Origin of the sequence: Novosphingobium sp. ZW T3_23 (assembly GCF_044987305.1) — a bacterium.
Taxonomy (GTDB): Bacteria; Pseudomonadota; Alphaproteobacteria; order Sphingomonadales; family Sphingomonadaceae; genus Novosphingobium.
The window spans coordinates 43,076-60,135 of the sequence record NZ_JBJDRF010000021.1; the positions used below are offsets into that span (position 1 = coordinate 43,076).

At 66.6% G+C, this 17,060-nt stretch carries 12 protein-coding genes; 5 read left to right on the top strand and 7 right to left on the bottom strand.

Annotated elements, in window-relative coordinates:
• Positions 1-116 precede the first annotated feature (116 nt).
• The 5 genes from ACI3K3_RS12720 to ACI3K3_RS12740 all read left to right on the top strand — a co-directional run bounded on the left by ACI3K3_RS12720 (position 117) and on the right by ACI3K3_RS12740 (position 5,659).
• A complete protein-coding gene (locus ACI3K3_RS12720; RefSeq protein ID WP_404914178.1) occupies positions 117-1,493 on the top strand; it encodes a RimK family alpha-L-glutamate ligase in 1,377 nt (458 codons plus the stop codon).
• On the top strand, positions 1,490-2,293 hold the full coding sequence (locus ACI3K3_RS12725) for a sulfite exporter TauE/SafE family protein (protein WP_404914180.1): 804 nt from the start codon (positions 1,490-1,492) through the stop codon (positions 2,291-2,293). Before ACI3K3_RS12720 ends, ACI3K3_RS12725 begins: the two co-directional genes overlap by 4 nt.
• A 324-nt stretch (positions 2,294-2,617) precedes the next feature.
• Positions 2,618-3,313 carry a CDP-alcohol phosphatidyltransferase family protein gene (locus ACI3K3_RS12730; protein WP_404914182.1) on the top strand — a complete coding sequence of 232 codons (696 nt, stop codon included), beginning with the start codon at positions 2,618-2,620 and terminating at the stop codon, positions 3,311-3,313.
• A gap of 180 nt (positions 3,314-3,493) precedes the next feature.
• The gene (locus tag ACI3K3_RS12735; RefSeq protein ID WP_404914184.1) at positions 3,494-4,765 is read left to right on the top strand and encodes an MFS transporter; all 1,272 of its coding nucleotides are present in this window, start codon (positions 3,494-3,496) and stop codon (positions 4,763-4,765) included.
• 111 nt (positions 4,766-4,876) lie between these two features.
• On the top strand, positions 4,877-5,659 hold the full coding sequence (locus ACI3K3_RS12740; protein WP_404914186.1) for an IclR family transcriptional regulator: 783 nt from the start codon (positions 4,877-4,879) through the stop codon (positions 5,657-5,659).
• Between the two features lie 86 nt (positions 5,660-5,745).
• On the opposite strand, the gene ACI3K3_RS12745 is transcribed toward ACI3K3_RS12740, so the two are convergent.
• The 7 genes from ACI3K3_RS12745 to ACI3K3_RS12775 all read right to left on the bottom strand — a co-directional run bounded on the left by ACI3K3_RS12745 (position 5,746) and on the right by ACI3K3_RS12775 (position 16,955).
• Positions 5,746-7,350, bottom strand: a complete 1,605-nt coding sequence (locus tag ACI3K3_RS12745) for an MFS transporter (protein ID WP_404914188.1) — start codon at positions 7,348-7,350, stop codon at positions 5,746-5,748.
• A 53-nt stretch (positions 7,351-7,403) separates the two neighbouring features.
• On the bottom strand, positions 7,404-9,845 hold the full coding sequence (locus ACI3K3_RS12750; RefSeq protein WP_404914190.1) for a glycosyl hydrolase 115 family protein: 2,442 nt from the start codon (positions 9,843-9,845) through the stop codon (positions 7,404-7,406).
• Positions 9,846-9,907: 62 nt separating this feature from the next.
• Entirely contained in the window at positions 9,908-11,023 is a 1,116-nt protein-coding gene (locus tag ACI3K3_RS12755; protein ID WP_404914192.1) for a glycoside hydrolase family 105 protein, read from the bottom strand.
• Positions 11,024-11,067: 44 nt separating this feature from the next.
• Complete coding sequence (locus ACI3K3_RS12760) at positions 11,068-12,291, bottom strand: glycosyl hydrolase 53 family protein (RefSeq protein ID WP_404914194.1); 1,224 nt, start codon at positions 12,289-12,291, stop codon at positions 11,068-11,070.
• Positions 12,288-15,302 carry a glycoside hydrolase family 35 protein gene (locus ACI3K3_RS12765; RefSeq protein WP_404914196.1) on the bottom strand — a complete coding sequence of 1,005 codons (3,015 nt, stop codon included), beginning with the start codon at positions 15,300-15,302 and terminating at the stop codon, positions 12,288-12,290. The genes ACI3K3_RS12760 and ACI3K3_RS12765 overlap by 4 nt, the downstream gene beginning before the upstream one ends.
• Positions 15,303-15,306: 4 nt before the next feature.
• Positions 15,307-15,600 carry an L-rhamnose mutarotase gene (locus tag ACI3K3_RS12770; protein WP_404914221.1) on the bottom strand — a complete coding sequence of 98 codons (294 nt, stop codon included), beginning with the start codon at positions 15,598-15,600 and terminating at the stop codon, positions 15,307-15,309.
• A 140-nt stretch (positions 15,601-15,740) separates the two neighbouring features.
• On the bottom strand, positions 15,741-16,955 hold the full coding sequence (locus tag ACI3K3_RS12775) for a rhamnogalacturonan acetylesterase (protein ID WP_404914198.1): 1,215 nt from the start codon (positions 16,953-16,955) through the stop codon (positions 15,741-15,743).
• Positions 16,956-17,060: the final 105 nt, after the last annotated feature.

Sequence of the window (17,060 nt, forward strand, 5' to 3'; positions counted from 1 at the left end):
AACGTTGGCGGGCGTTCTTTTGCGTGGCACCAAGGCACTCCGCACGATACGACAACCGAATATGCTGCATTTCTAATGCGTTGAATTACCGCCGTCTATCCTGGGGGAATGAAGCCTTGCGTGGCTGGATACTGTTTCATCGGGAACTCGATCCCGCGAATTCCGAAGTCCCCGAGGTGCTTCGTTTCCAGGAAGCGGCCACCGCGATGGGGATTGAGCTGCTGGTGCTCCACCCCCACAAGTTCGATCTGGTGGTGGGTGCAGAGGAGGACTGGAGCACGACCTATCAGGGCCGCCTCGTCGAGCGTCCCGATTTCGTGATCTGTCGCACCGGCGCGGAGACGGACTACTTCACGCTCGCCGTGCTGCGCCACCTCGAACGGCGCGGCGTGCGGCTGGTCAACGGCCCGGCCACCATCGAACAGGTGGCCGACAAGCTCCACACCCTGCAAACCCTGAACCGCGCCGGCCTGCCGATCCCGCGCACGATTCTCGGCAGCTTCCCCATGGACGTGGACCTGGTGGAGCGCGAACTCGGCTTCCCGGTCATCGTCAAGACGCTGAAGGGCACGCGCGGCGCAGGCGTGCTCAAGTGCGAGGACCGCAACCAGTTCGAGGATCTCGCCGGCCTGCTGGAAAGCGCCGATGCCCAGGCGGACTTCATCCTCCAGCACTACGTCCGCGCCAGCCACGGGCGCGATGTGCGCGTGCTGGTGGTGGGCGGGCGGGTGATCGCGGCGATGGAGCGGCGCTCGCTGACCGGCGGCTTCAAGTCCAACGTCTCGCTGGGGGGCGTGGGCATCGCCTACAACCCGCCACCGGAAATGGCGGAACTGGCCGTGCAGGCGGCCGACGTGCTGGAACTGGACGTCACCGGCATCGACATTCTCTTCGACGAGGAAGGCTATCGCATCTGCGAGGCGAACTCGGCCCCCGGCTTCCAGGGGCTGGAGCGCGCGACCGGGTACGACGTGCCTTCGGCCATTCTCGAATGGGTGGTGGCGACCCAGCAGGAAGCCGCGCCGGTAGTGGCCCCCGCTACCGAGAGCAACGCGCTGGCAGACCTCGCATTCGGCGGGCGCGCGGGCCTCCGGGTGCTCAGCGACCGCAACCCCGAATATCGCCGCTTCGCCAGTGCCGTGGGCCTGCGGATGGTCGGGGCCGGGCTGGGCTGCCTGGCTCATGCCAGCCTGCCGCCCATGCTGGTGGACCGCAAGAGCCGGGTCGGCCGGGGGCTCAGGACACTGTTCGACGGCCGGGTGAATGCCGATCTTTCGGCTCTCAACGACCAGGAGCAGGAACGGACGTTGATGATCGTGCTGGTGGCGGCGATCTGGGCGGCGGTGCTGCCCTGGCTGGCGGGAGCGGCGGTGGTGCCCAGCGCGGTGCTCTCCGTGTTGGCCCTGTGCTTCCCGCTGCTGTTCATGATGACCGCTCCGGCCGGGCGGATCGGGCGATCGGCGTCTTCCCTGGTCCGAAAGGCAGGCGGATGATCGACAGCATCGGCTTATCGTGGGAGGCCATTCCCTGGATCGACCTCGCCCCTTTCATCATTGCCGGCTTTCTTGCGCAACTGGTGGACAGCGGGTTGGGCATGGGCTTCGGCGTGCTGGCCAACTCGCTGCTGGTGCTGCTGGGCCTGCCGCCCGGCGTCGCCTCGGCGGTGACGCATCGGGTGGAGGGCTTTACCAGCGGCGCCTCCGGGATCTGCCATGCCTTGCAGCGCAATGTCGATTGGCCGCTGTTCGCCCGGCTGGTCCTTCCGGGCATCGCCGGGGGTCTGCTGGGCGTGTGGGTGCTGACCAGCGTCAGCATGGCGGTACTGCGTCCGGCGGTGCTGGTCTACCTTGCCGCCGTGGGGCTCTACCTGATCTGGCGCGGACCAAGGCGGCCCCAGGCCTATCGCCGCATGAAGCTGGTGGGGCCGCTCGGCCTCGTTGCCGGGTTCCTCGACGCCTCGGGCGGCGGCTGGGGGCCGATGGTCACCGGCAACCTGATGGCGCAGGGGATGACCCCGCGCATGGCGATCGGAACGGCCAATGCAGCGGAATTCTTCGTTTCCGTCACCGTCCTTACCGCGTTCATCGCGCGGCTGGGGCTGCATTCCTTCACGGTTGCCGCATCGGGCCTGCTGGTGGGCGGCATCGTCGCCGCCCCGTTCGGCGCGCTGTTCACGCGCCGCATATCGCCGCGCCGCCTGATGGAACTGACGGGCGCCATTCTCGTGGCGCTGAGCCTGGGCGGACTGGTCTCGCTGATGTTCTCCCCGATCCCCCTGTTCGCCCGCCTTTAGGCGCCTCGGACCAAGCTCTGTTTCGAGGGATTACAGGCGCTTGTCGTCGAAGCGAGCGAGGGATGGGCTGGCCGAATAGCGCCGAACTGGCCAAGCGGGCGATGGTCGGCTATGAGCGCCCGATCGTCGGCTCAATTCTGCGCGTCGACGACTGAGAGACCGACGGGCTCCCGCAAACAGGAGCCTGCCAATGGAACTCTGTACGCCTTTTTCGATTCTCCTCTCGCGGGCCGGGCACGCGGGAGGCGGTCGGCCGTGGCCTGACCCGGTCGGCATGCCTGCGAAGATCAGACCTACCGGCCCCCGAATTTCGAGATGACCTGCATGAACGCCCAAATCCCAGCCAAGACCCAGCCCCAAGCCCATCCCGCACCGCCCACGCGCATCCAGGAAAACGTCCTGGCGCGGCGCGAACGCCAGCTTTTGACCTGGCTCTGCGCCCGCATGCCGCGCTGGGTAACGCCGGACCTGCTGACCGCCACCGGCCTGGTCGGCGCCTTCATGACCTTCGGCGGCTACGCGGCCAGCAACCTTTCGGCGGGTTGGCTGTGGCTGGCCATGGCGGGCTATGTGGTGCAATGGTTTGGCGATTCGATGGACGGCAGCCTGGCCCGCTTCCGCAAGATCGAACGGCCATCCTACGGCTATTTCATAGACCATAGCTGTGACGGTTTGACGACGGCGCTGATCGTCTGGGGTATCGGCACCAGCCCCTACGTCACCATGGACGTCGCCATGGTCGCGCTGGTCGGCTATCTGCTGCTGTCGATCCACGCCTACCTTGCCGCGCGGGTGTTGGGTGAGTTCAAGCTGTCCTACCTTCAGGCCGGGCCTACCGAGCTGCGCTTCATGCTGATCGCCCTCACCGCGATGATGATGGTGCTGGGCTCGGGACGCGGCCTGTTCGGGGCTATTTCCGGTTTCGACGTCTTCGTGGGCTCCGTCGGCACCATTCTGATGGTGCTGTTCGTCGTCCAGACGCTGGTCACCGGCAAGCGCCTCGCAGGAGCCGCGCGCTGAAGTAAAACAAGGATGGCGTAATTATGTTGCGCGACTTGGGGCTGTAAATTTCCGCCGATTGCCCTAAGGCCTGCCGCTTGAATGGAAGTGGTTCGCGGGTGCCCAGTGCCGGTTGATAATGTGTCGGTTGAAATTTTCCGGTGGGATGAGACTTTGCAATGCGGGCGCGGAGCGCCGGCCATGAACGTCTACCGCAAGAACGCGCGGGTGCTGACCGCCAGCCTGGTCGGCACCGCCGTGGAGTTCTACGACTTCTACATCTACGCCACGGCTGCGGCGCTGGTGTTCGGGCCGCTGTTCTTCCCGGCGGAATCGGCTTCGGTTCAGCGGCTTGCCGCCTACGCCAGCTTTGCGATCGCGTTTATCGCGCGGCCGGTGGGCGCAACCCTGTTCGGCCATTTCGGGGACCGGGTGGGTCGCAAGTCGACGCTGGTCGCTTCGCTCCTGCTGATGGGCGGCGCCACCGTGATCATCGGCCTGCTGCCGACTTACGAGAGCATCGGCTGGCTGGCCCCGCTGCTGCTGTGCCTCATGCGCTTTTCACAGGGCCTGGGCCTTGGCGGCGAGTGGGGCGGGGCGGCGCTGCTGGCGGTGGAGAACGCGCCGCCGGGCTGGCGCGCGCGATTCGGCATGTTCCCGCAGCTCGGTGCCCCGGTCGGTTTCCTTGCGGCCAACGGGCTTTTCCTGATCTTCAGCATGACCCTGACGGATGCCCAGTTCCTGGCCTGGGGCTGGCGCATTCCCTTCCTGCTGAGTTCGGTACTCGTCGGGCTGGGCCTGTGGATCCGCCTCAAGCTCACGGAAACGCCGGCGTTCGAGGCCGTGCTGGAAGAAGCGCCGCCGAAGTCCATCCCGATCGTCGAGCTGTTCGCGACCCACTTGCGCCAAACGCTGGCGGGCACTTTCGCGGTGATAGCCTGCTTCGCGATCTATTACCTCACCACCACTTTCGCGCTCGGCTATGGCACCCAGACACTGGGTTACGACCGCCAGAGCTTCCTGGGCGTGCAGCTTTTCGCGATCCTGTTCATGGCGCTGGGCATCGTGCTGGCAGGCTATGCGGCGGACCGCTGGACTTCGCGCGGAGTGCTCATCGCCGGGTGCATAGGCGCGGTGGTCGTCGGCTTGCTGATGGGCCCGATGTTCGCGGCCGGTTCGCTCTCGGTCATCGCCGCCTTCCTGTGCCTCGGCCTGTTCACGATGGGCTTCGTCTACGGCCCGATCGCCTCGCTCCTGCCGCAACTGTTCGATGCGCGGGTGCGTTACACCGGCTCGTCGATCGCCTTCAACGTGGGCGGCATCTTCGGCGGCGGCTTCGCTCCGGCGATCGCGCAGACGCTGGCGGACGAGGGCGGCGTGCTTTACGTCGGCGCCTATATCTCGGTGGCGGCGGTGCTGAGCCTGATCGGACTGCTGTCTATCCGGCGCGATACCGAAGCTGCCTTCGCCTGATCCGCGCTTCCCTTTCCCCCCATTGACCGCCACGCTCCAAGGTATAGAGCATGGTGGAACAATTGGAGTCTCGTCCCGCAAAGTGGACCCGACTTGGGAAAGACAGGAACGATGACGGCACTTCGCGACGACAAGCCCGAAGTCGAGGTCAAGGGCACGCAGACGCTGATGCGCGCGCTCGACATCATGGACGAAGTGATCGGCGGCCCCATCCGCGCCGCCGATCTCGCCCGCAAGCTGGGCATGAGCAAGACCACCGCGCACCGGCTGGTCCAGGCACTGAAATCGCGCGGCTATCTCTCGGTGACGAGCGAGGGCTTCGGCCTTGGCCCCAAGCTGCTCGAACTGGGCGTCATGGCCACCGAACAGATCGACTATGTGCGCGTGGCCCGGCCGTTCATGGAGAAGCTGTCGGACCAGACCGGCTTCTGCGTGTTCGTGGGCAAGCGCGAGGGCGACTGGTCCCGCCACCTCGACCGCGTGACCGGCCGCCAGCGGCTGCGCGTGGCCACCGCGCCTGGCGACCGGCGCCCGATCGCGGAAACCGGCCTGGGCAAGGCGCTGCTGCTCGACGAGGACGAGGCCGTCTGGGAAGAGCTCTACCGCGACGCCGTGGGCGGCAAGGTTTCGGCCAAGGCGGTGAAGGAATACGTGGCGCTGATGCGCACGCACAAGGCGCGAGGCTATGTGCTGCACGACAGCGAGCTTGGCGATGGTGTCCGTTCGCTGGCCGTGCCGATCCGCGACGCGCGGCGGCAGATCTGCATTGCCATCTCGATCGCCAGCGCCGCGCATTACCTCACCGATGACATCGTCGACGGTCTGGTTGCGGCAATCGTGGCGACGGCCGGGGAAATCAGCGAAGCCGTGGGCTATCGCGCGCCACGAGGGTAGGAAGCCCTCGTAGGGTAATGAGCCGTCGTCCCGGACCTGATCCGGGACCGCTGGCCTCGCTTCACCCACCGCCCGGCTGGGCGCCTTTACCGCACGCCATCGCCTAAAGATTTGCCAGCGGTCCCGGATCGAGTCCGGGCCGACGCGGGTTCGTCCTCCACCAGTGGATTGCGGCCCCAGAGTTGGTCGTAGCGCCAGCCCGAAAGGTCTTCCACCACGGCCTGCGCTTCCGGGCTGGACGGCGTGCGGGCGCCGGAACGCAAGTGCTCGATCTCGTGCATCAGCACTTCGTGCGTGCGGGGCGAGAGCCGGAAGCGGAGCGAGACGACGATGCCGAAAACCAGCATCGATACTGTCCCGATCCCCAGCAGCAGGGCTATCGTGCGGATCGCGCCATCGGATTGCTGCGCGGCGCCCGAGACGAAGCCGCCCGCCTGCATCACGAAGCCCACGCCCGCCACGGCAGCGGCCTGGGTGGCCTTGCGCACGAAGGTCATGACGCCGGCGAAGGCGCCCTCGCGGCGGCGGCCGGTGACGATCTCGTCCACGTCCGCCATGTAGTTGTAGGTCGCCCAGGGAATGTAGTTGAGGGCGCCGCGTCCGAGACCCGCCAGTACGATCGGCAGCCAGATCATGTGGCTGGCGGAGCCGATCCCGGCCAGCCACAGGCCGATCAGGCTCAGCGCGCCGGCACCGAAGCTGGCGGCGGCGATCTGGTAGGCGCGGCTGGGCGAGGCGCGCAGCGCCAGGTTGATGGCGACGATCACCGCCACGAACTGGACGATATACATCGTGCCGAGCAGGCCCGAGGCGACCGCGGTCGTGCCCGCCAGCGCGAAGATCACGAAGAAGGTGAAGGCCGCGTTGAAAACGTCCTGGCTGATATAGCCGCCCAGGTACATGCCCAAATGCAGGCGGAAGGCGCGGATGCGCATGGTCGAGAAGAGATTGCGGTAGAGGGCCTTGAGCGCCTCCAGCGGGCCTGCCGAGTGGCGCCGTTCCTGGGGCAGGGGCGTGCCGCCCGAATGTCCCTGGGGCCCATGGCGTTCCCAGCTGAACAGGTAGAGCATGGCGGCCGTCACCATGAACAGCGCGGCGAAGATCAGGCCCATGTAGAAGAAGGTATCGGCACTGTCGCGGCCCAGCGCCTCGATCAGCCACAACGGCAGGAAGCCCGCGAGGATCGCCGAGGCCTGCCCGAACAGGATGCGCGATCCGGCGAACTTGGCCTTGGTGCGATAGTCGCTCGACATCTCGGCGGCGAGCGTCTCGAACGGAATGATCTCCATCGCGTAGACAAGCTCGAACAGCACGTAGCTGGCGAGGTAGTACCAGAAGGTCTGGCCCGGCAGCCACATCAGCGCGAAGCTGGGCAGCAGCGGAATGGCGGCGAGGATGAAGAAGCGCCGTCGCCCGAACCGGCGGCCAAGCGCGGTGCTGCCGAAATGGTCGGAGATATAGCCGATCATCGGTGAGGCGAAGGCGTCCAGCACGCGCGCGACGGCGAAGATGGTTGCCGCCTGGGCAGCCGAAAGCCCGCAGAACTGGGTGTAGAAGATCAGCACCCAGCCCGAGATGACCGCCATCGATCCGGCGCCGAGCACATCGTTCGAGCCATAGGCGAGGTAGTTTCGGAGGCGCACGGGACGCGCGGCCGTCTTCGGGCTTTCGGGCACTACAGGATCCTTCACCGTCTTGTTCTTATTCGCGGCCCGCCTTCGTGGGCGCGCCGGTTGATCTGGTTTTATGTCGGAGTAATCGGCTTGTCAGCAGGCAGGAAACGAATGGCCTCGATCATCACGGCAGCATCGCCGGATTCGAGCGAAATCTCGTGGCTGCCGGCATCGAGCAGGGCGGGAAGCGCGTGCGCGATGCGGTTGTCGAGCACGGCCATGGTCCAGGCGCGGTCGCCGGTGTGGCGCGGCACGTCCACAGCGTGGCGTTCTCCGTCGATCATCACCGTCAGCCGCAGGCTCTCGCCGTTATCGGCGGGATAGCTCGGCAGGAGGTCAATGATCGCGCGCCACTGTCCGGCGGGCAGGACGATCGAAGCGCGCGCTCTGGCGGCGGTTGCGCCGGCACCGAGGAGCGCGCCGTGGCGGCCCAGCCCGTCGATCAGGCGCCAGCCCTTGCCGCGCGCGAAGCGGTCGGGGCGCAGCTGGGGGAGCGCGGTGGCGGGGGCGTTGGAGGCGGCGCGGCCCGTAGTGGGCAGGTCGGGAATGGAGACCAGGGCGGGCACCACCGGAAGAGCTTGCCTGAAACTGCGCCACTGGCCGTCCGCCGGTTCCACCGCCATGATCCCGCGCCACTTTCCGGCGGCGATGTCGCGGTTGAAGCGGGTGGTCAGTGCGGAGAGCGTCTGGTTGGCTTCGGCCGCGATGTGGGCGCGGCGCCAGCTTTCCGCAGGTTCGGCATCGCGCAGGGCATCGTGCGCCTCAGCCGCGAAAAAGCGCCGGTTTGCGGCCGCCGAGGCGGAAACCGGATAGTCCAGCAGTTCGAAGAAGGCGTCGGCCCGGTCGGCGGGAATCGCGCGGCGCAGTGTGGCAAGGCGGCGTTCCATGGCGGCGAAACTGGCCAGGCGTTCGTCGGCTTCCGAGATGGAAAGCGGGCTGGCATGGGGCTTTTCTCCCGGCAGATACCACTGGAGATGTTCCGGGCGGCGGGCGAAGTTCAGCCGGTAATAGTCGTCGAGAATGGTCGCGGCAGCCTTGCCGGTGCCTTTCCCCAAGGCGCTTTCGGCCCATTGTCCCACCCATGTCCCGACCGGCTGGCTCCGTGTCCCCTCGATGTCCCAGGCCAGGCTGAGGAAGTAGTCGATCTGGAGTTCGGCGGGTTTGATGTCGCCGACATTGGCGATCCACATCCGGCGCGCGCCATGATCCCAGGCGCGTCCCATTTCCTCGCGAATGAGCGCGGGCGGGGTGGTCGAGAGCCAGAGGTAGGAGAGCGGCGCGCCGAGGTAGGAGAGATGGAAATAGACGCCATTGCCGCCGGTTCGGACGCGTTCGGAGGCGTCGGGCAGGTGGCGGATGTAGCCGAAATTGTCGTCGGTCCACATCAGCGTCACGTCGTCGGGTACTTTCAGCCCCGCCCGGTAGATGTCGAGCACTTCCTTGTAGGGCGTGAAGACTTGCGGCGCGGCGGCGATCCCTGACTGTCCGAGCATCGCGCGCTGGTCGGCGAAGACCTGTTCCAGCGTCCGGCGGCGTTCATCGTCGGTCTTGGGGCCGACCATGCCGCTATCGTGGATGCCGCGCAGGCCGAGCGTCCAGATCGTCTCGTGGGCAGCGTTGCTCTTCACCCTTTCCCGCCAGTAGTCGCCTATGCCGTCGCGATTGGTCAGGTAGTTGAAGTCTTCCGCCTTGCCGGCCCATTCGCCCACGTTGTTGCGCAGCATGGGTTCGGCGTGGCTGGTGCCCATGACGATGCCGTAGCGCTCGGCCAGGGCGGCATTGCCGGGATCGGCGTTAAAGGCGCGACTGGCCTTGTGCATCGCCGGCCAGAGCGTGTTCGCCTTCAGCCGCAGGAGGAGATCGAAGACTTTCCTGTAGGTTTTCGGACCGGGGGCGGGTTCGTCGGGGAACTTGCCTTGCGCCCAGGGAATCAGGCCCCAGTCCTCGTCGTTGATGAAGATGCCGCGATACTTGACCGAAGGTGGGCCGAACCGCTGCGCCTTGGGGGAGACGTAAAGCGCCTGATGTCGTTCCGGGGGGACGTCCGCCCACCAGTGCCAGGGCGAGACGCCGATAGCGCGGGACAGTTCGTAAGCGCCGTAGGCCGTGCCGCGCCGGTCGCTGCCGATCACCATGAGCGCCTGCTTCACGCCGGGGGCCGGGTTGGAGACGGGCAGGATCAGGAAGCTTTCCCAGGCGCCGCGCAGTTTCGCCGCGTCGATCCGGCCCGCCGCGACGAGCCGGTCTATCGCGGGATTGCGGCCGAGGGTGCCGATCCAGATCTGCGCGTCCGATCCGGATTTCGCGCCGGTGACCGCCCCAGTGACCGCGGCAAGGTCGCTGCGCAAGTCCTGGGCGGCGATGTGGACGAGTTCGTGATCCCCGGCGGCGGTCACGACTTGCGCGGCGCGGCCATCCTTCGCAAGAACGAAGTCGCCGCGCGCGGGTTCGAAATGGACGAACGGAGGAGCGGCCGCCTGCGCCGGATGGGCGAGCGCCAGGCTCGCCGTCACCGCAAGGCCGCCCACTATTGCAAGGCCCCCCACTGTTGCAAGGAACGCCGCTCCGCGCATCGTCAGATATAGGTCCGCAGGAACTCGGCCAGCGCGCAGATGGCAAGGCTCTGGCCATAGGGCATCGAGGTGAGCGCGATGTCCTTGTAGAACTGCAGGCTGTCGCCCATCGCCGTGCCGAAGCTGACTTGCTGAAGCTCGCCCGTCTCGTCGATATTGGCCAGGACGCCGCGCACCGCCTTGATGCCCACCGCCTCGTATTCGCGCGGCAGGTAGCCCTTCCGCACGGCCTTGAGGATGCCATAGGCGAAGCCCGCCGTGGCGGAGGCTTCAAGGTAGCTGGTCGGATCGTTGATCAGCGTGTGCCACAGGCCGGATTCGGCATCCTGCGTGGCGGCGAGCGTGCGGACTTGCGCGGCCAGCGTATCGATCAGGAACGAGCGGAAGGCATCGCCCGGCTGGAGATCGAGCAGTTCGATGATCTCCGGGATCGCGATCGTCACCCAGCAGTTGCCCCGCGCCCAGAGCGCTTCCGCGAAGTTGTGGCGGTCGGTGAAGTCCCAGCCATGGAACCAGAGGCCGGTCTTGCGGTCGGCCAGGTACTTGATGTGAACCAGGAACTGGCGCTTGGCTTCCTCGACATAGTGCGGGCGGTCCAGCAGCAGGCCGATCTTGGCCAGCGGAAGCACGCTCATCATCAGCGTGTCGTCCCAGAGTTCGCCCGGGTTCTCGTCGTTGTAGACGATGTGCTGGAAGCCGCCTTCCTCGGTCTTGGGCAGGCCATCGGGCGCCATCAGCCATTCGGCCCAGGTGTCGAGATAGGGGATATAGCTGGGATCGCCGTCCAGTTCGTAGAGATAGGCCAGCGTGATGAAGGGGGCCACCGTGTTGATGTTCTTGGTGGGCGTGCCTTCGGCGAAGCGATCCTCGAACCACTGGCGGATGATCTCCAGCGCCTTCTCGTCGCCGGTCTGCTCGAAATAGCGCCACATGCCGAACAGGCCGATGCCGTGGGTCCATTCCCAGCCGGCCCAGCCCTTGGTGTCGATCACCCGGCCGTCTTCCAGGCGCAGCAGGAATTCGCCGGTCTCGTCCTTGATGTTGACGAGGTTGTGCATGAGCAGGTCGATCGCCGCGGTGACCTGCTGGCGGGGGATGTCATGGGTAAGAGCGGCCACTCAAGTTCTCCTGTGGGCGGTGCAGCGGCAGGGCGCGTGGTGGGTCATTTCAGGACTCCGTAGTCGCGCGCCATCTGGCGATAGAGTTGCAGGAAGGCGGGATCGGCATCGTACCGGCCGCCGTGGTGTTCGGGTTTCGGAGTGCCGGGAGCGGGCTCCGAAGAGGGGGTCGCGCCGGGTGCTTCGGCGGAATTGAGGCCCTGCGAGAGCAGGTCCGGGCGTGGGCCTTCGCCGGCGCTTGCGCCGTCCATCAGGAAGATCGCTTCCTGATGGCGCGTCGGTTCCCAGATGTAGCTTCCCCAGCCGTTCGGGTGGGCATGGACAAGATCGTTGAGGTAGCGCTTGCGCGAGGAATACTCGATCGCGAAGAAGCCCTTGTCCGGGTAGCGACGGCTGAATTCCGCGAACGTCCGCTCCCAGTCGCCCTGGGCGGCCTGCTGGTAGCAGGAGAAGCCGAGCGCATCGAAATTCACGTCGCGCGCGATCAGGCTGTCGGTCCAGTGCTGGACGATCGGCCAGTGGCGGCCGAGGTGGTTGTGCAGCGCGATCGGCGTTCCGGGAAGCTGCGCGCGGGTGGCGGCGATGCCCGCCTTCAGCAACGCGGCGAACTTGTCGTAGCCGCCTGCGCCTGAGACGTTCATGTGCTCCCTGTCGGTCACCGGATTGCCGGTGGCGATGGTCAGCGGCACGCGGCCGTCGGGCCAGAGCATGCCGAAGGTCGTCTCGTTCCCCAGGATCGCCAGATCGGGCGCGACGCCCGCCGCCTTCATCGCCTTGAACGTCTCTTCAGTGTGGCGGTGGACGGCTTCGACCAGCTTGGCGAAAGACAGGTCGGCCCAGGCGGCCGGTTTGTCCTGATGCTGGGGGTCGGCCCAGGTGTCGGAATAGTGGAGGGTAAGCGAGAGGTGGAAACCGGCCGCCTTGATCCGCCGCGCGAAATCGATCGTGCGCGGCAGGTCGCACCAGGGGCCGCCGGGCTTGCCCTTCGAATAGCCGTTTGCGGGATCGACGAAGAGGCGCAGCTTGATCGCGTTGAACCCGGCGTCGCGGAAGATCGCGAGCACATCCTTGCGCTCGCCGTCTTCGTAATAGGTGGCGTCTGCGGCTTCGTCCTCGGGAATCCAGGAGACATCCGCGCCGATCAGATAGGGCCACGGACGCGCGCCCTTCCTGGGTGCGGCGCTCACCGCGCCCGGCAGCGCGGCAAGGCAGAGCGCCCCGGCGCCTGCCGCGCCCAACTGGCGCCGGGTGAGCGTGCCGTCCGTCACTTCAACTGGTCCGGGCGGACGGGTGCGCTTACCATCTGCACGGGGATGCCGCCCCGCACATTGCGCAAGGTGACGAGCTTGACCGCCTCCAGAGCATCGCCCGGTGCTCCATCGCTGGTAACGGCGAGGGCGACGTGGTTGGTGCCGTGGTGGTTGAGGATGCCCTCGGGGATGGGGAATACGCGCTGCGGGCCGACATGGGCGACGAACTGGCCCATGTTCCAGCCGTTCACGAAGATCAGCACGCGATACTTCGCCGCCGAGCGGGGGCTTTCGGTATCCCCGAAGGCGAGGGCGATGGTCGCGTCCTGTCCTTTGGGTGCCGCAAGGTCGAAGGCGGTGCGATACCAGGTGGTGCCGGGCTCGGCGCTGGTGGCGGGGAGGGTTGCGGCGGTCCACTTGCGGTCGTCGAAGCCGGGCAGGTGCCAGCCCATGCGCTCGCCATGGAGCCCGCCGTTGTTGGCGATGCCGCGCACCGGGTCGGCCAGATCCTCGCCGCCGCGCTTGCCCTGGATCTTCCACGCGATCGGCACCGCGAAGCTGCGCCCGCCCGGCTGCGAGATCGAGGCCGAGATCAGCCCGCGCGCTTCCTTGTGGAAGTCATCCGCATCGAGATCCCAGTTGTGGCCGTTGTTGCGCACCATGACCGAGAGCACATGGCTGCCGCTTGCCTGCGCTTCGGGCGGCAGGTCGAGCGTGACGGTGCCGGTGGTGATCGGGCGCGGGATGCCGCTGGGCGTCTCGGCCTGGCCGATGAACTTGCCGTCCAGCCAGGCCTGCACGAGGCCCGAACCGCCGGCGCCATAGAACAGGGAAACGGTCTTTGCGCCCGCCGCGCCCTCGAAGCGGCCGCGATACCAGACGTCGCCCTCGTGGAAGCCATAGGCGTCCATGCCGAGGTTCGGCTGGCCATCGGGGCGCTGGGTGATGCTGGCGTTGGGACGGCTGCCGCCCACCGCAGCCCAGGCGCTGTCGTCGAACTGCGGATCGGCCTCGGGTGAGCCCTTGGCCATGCGCCAGCCGGTAAGGGCCGGAAGCGTGATCGGCGCGGGGCCGGGCAGGGACGCGGTGGACATCATGCCGCCCGCGACGGAGGTTTTGACGGCAACGCGCGCGCCGTTCCAGGTCAGCGCGCGGACGGTGGCGGGTGCCCAGACCTCGATCGCGCCCGGCTGCGCGGTATCGCCGGTGAGGGCCAGCCCGCCGCCCTTCAGCGCCGCGCTGCGCACCAGTTCGGGACCGCGCACCAGCACGGTTCCGGTGGCGGTCTGTGCGCGGGTGTAATACGCGCCTTCGGCCTCGTCGGCCAGGATCAGCAGGAGGTCGCCGCGTTCTCCGCCGCTCACGCGCAGAACCGAGCGGCCCTTGTGCGTGTAGGTGAGCTTCAGGTCGCCTTTCGCCGCATCGAAGGCGCTGGTCGCGGCGCCTTCCAGCACTTCGACTTTCGGCGCGGAGGTATAGCGCAGCACCGTCTCGCCGGTTTCCCCGGCGCGGCCGTAAAGCAGCAGCAGGTCGGCATCCGCGGTCTTGGAGGCCGATTGCAGTTCGGAGCTCGAGTAGACCAGCCGCTGCCCGCCCAGATTCACGCCCGCGACCAGCCACTTGGCGTCGAAGCCGTTGAGCCGCATCGGCAGCGTGTAGCGACCGTCCGGCAATGCGGCGGTGACGGTGAAGCTGTCGTCGGTCTGCCCGTTCGACGGCTTGTGCGTCACCATCAGGAAGCGCGCGTCGGTTTCGGGGCTCTTGTTGTGGTAGACCTGGATATTGGGCGAGGAAATCTTGGGCGTGCCTGCCGGGATCATGCCCGCAAGGTCCGGCACGGAGGCGATCAGCCCGCCGAGCTGCTTCATCTCCATCGCCTTTTCGCGAAGCCCTCGCGCCTCGGAGATGGCCGCGCCATAGTCATAGCTGGTGAACACCACCGGGGCGGGCAGCCAGCCCCAGCTGGTGCCGCCATAGACCATGTAGAAGCTCTGGATGCCGATGCCGTTGGCCAGGTTGGTGCCGTAGAACACCCGCTGGAACCGCTTGCCGCGCTGGATCGCGTTGCACTCGTAGCTGCCGTTGGAGCCCCAATAGTCGAACCAGCCGCCGCCGAATTCCGCCAGGAAGCCGGGCGTCTTCGGCGAGGCGGATGCGCCGCCCTTGGCGCCGCCGGGGCCGTAGAAGCCCCAGTCCGGCGCGGCCACGCTGCGGGTCGGCTTGCCTTCCACGGTGCAGGTGCCACCGGGATAACCGTCGAAGGCGTACATGTCGTTGGGGCCGTGGACGACTTTGTCCACGGAGGAACCTTTTGGCACCCAGTAGCCGTTGCGGCCCTGGTCGTTGTGGAAGATCGGCACGGTGATGCCGTCCGCGCGCGCCTTGGCGTAGAGGTGGTCCATGTAGCGGCGCTGGGCCGGGGTGGTCAGCGCCAGTTCGTTCTCGATCTGGTGGAGGATGACGGAGCCCTTATGCCCCTTGCCATCCCCGTTGATCTGGTGGCGGGCGATGATCGCGTTGATCTGCGTCAGCCACTCGTCGGCGGCGGCCATGTATTCGGGATCGTCGGTGCGGGCGCGGCCCTTCTGGTTGACCAGCCAGCCCGGGAAGCCGCCGCGCGACACTTCCGCGTTCACGTATGGCCCGGCGCGGGTCATGACTAGGAGGCCTTCTTCCTCGGCCATGGTCAACAGTCGGTCGAGATCGCGGATGCCGCTGAAGTCGTAGACGCCCTGCTTGGGCGAGTGGTACCCCCAGTCGAAATAGAGCGCGACGGTGTTGAACCCGCTGGCCTTCATCTTCTGGAGGACATCGCGCCAGAGATCGGGGCTGGGCAGGCGGAAGGGGTGGAACTCGCCGGACCAGATCACCTGGCGCTTGCCGTCGATCATCAGCGAGCGCGCATCGAACGAGACCCGGCCGAACGTCTGCACCGGCGCGGAAAGGTCTGCCGTGGGCTTCGCTTCCTGCGCCATGGCTGGCAGGGGCGCGGCGGTAAGCAACAAGGCGGAAAGGAAAGCGCGCTTCATCGCCTCAGTCCATGTGGAATAGGAGGGAGAGCGGCCATTCGACCGGACGGTTGCCCGGTTCCACTTCCATCAGCGGCGCCATGTAGTCCCACCAGCGGCGCATGACCGGATGATCGGGCAGGGTGTCGCGCGTATTGTCCGGCAGCAGTCGCAATACCGCGAACAGGGCGAGACTGTCTTCGTCCAGGAAGATCGAGTAATCGCGGATGCCCGCTTCGGTCAGCAGGGCGGAGAGTTCGGGCCAGATGGCGTCGTGACGGCGGCGGTATTCCTCCACCGTGCCGGGCTTCAACTGCATCCTGAAGGCGTGGATCGAACCCGTCCCACTATCCGGCACACCCTATCTCCCTATCAGTTCCATTATGTGGATATCGATACCGATATTTGGTAACTCTTCCGCCCGACAGCGTCAATCATCATTTCGGAGAAAACTGCCGCCTAGCTTCCCTCCGGCTTGCTTTCCTCCAGCGGCAGGCTCGGCGCGATCGACAGGGCATCGGGCAGGGGCGGGTGTGCGGGATCGAACTCGCCCAGCGTCACGTAGGGTGCCAGTTCCGGGACTTTCTCGCGCACCTGACGGGCCACGGCGGCAGCGAAGAGCCAGGCGCCGTAATTGTCGTTGTGGGTCCGGTCCTTACCGCCTTCGGCGAAGGCGCGGGGCGAGACTTCCGGGCCGAGCGCTTCCATGATCGCGATGCTGTCACGGTTGAGATCGATCAGGGGCACGTTTTCGGTGGCCGCCACTCTGCGCACCGCTTCCGCATAAGCGCCGAGCGTGTCCTTGATCTTTCCGGCCCCGTCGAAATTGCGCCGCTCCGGGGAAGTCACCAGCACCGGATGGGCACCGCGCGCGCGGGCCTCGGCGACATAAGCCCGCAAATAGGCGGGATAGGTCTGCACCGGGTCGAGATAGGTCATCGGCCATTCGGCCTTCTGGTCGTTGTGGCCGAACTGGATGAACAGCCAGTCGTCCTTGCGAATCTGCGACAGCACTTTGGAGAGGCGCAGTTGTGCGAGGAAGGACTTCATCGTCGCGCCGGATTTTGCGTGGTTGGCCACCACGACATGATCGTTCAGCATAGCCGGCAACATCTGCCCCCAACTGGCGAACGGCTCCGTATACTGGTCTGCGACGGTCGAATCGCCTGCCAGGAACAGGCGTGGCGCCTCGGCCCGCTCTACATGGATGGCGGAGACGCGCGGTTGACCCAGGAACTCCAGGGTCAGCTTGTCGTCCCAGCTGAAGCTGGCGAGATCCCGCTCGTCGAGCGATACGCCTTGTCCGGAGCGCGGGGCATTGGCGGGGGGCACGGGCAGCCGCGCGTCGCGCACATCGACCAGGAAACTGCGCGACACCGTCTGTCCGCGTCTGGTCGCGACATCGCGCAGCATCAGGCGGCGGCTCTCGGCCTTGACGGTGGTACGGCCCGCGCTGCGCTTGTCGCCCAGCGTCAGGGTGACGCGGTACGTCCCTTCGGGCAGCGATATCGAATAGAGGAAGTCGCCTGACGCATCGCGCCGTTCCACGCCGTTCCCGCCGGCCCGGAAGCCGGGCATCTCGGCAAGGGTCTTTCCGGAGAAATCGATGTCGATGGTGGGATTCGCGGCGGCGGGCATGCTTGCGGTTAGGGCGAGGGCCAGACTGTACGACATTTCCGGTGATCCTCTGCTGACGGACGCGCTTGATTATCGTCCCATATGGCGGTCCTTCACGGCATATAACGGGAATGCGCCAAGTCAATCCATCGCGCCGCAAAA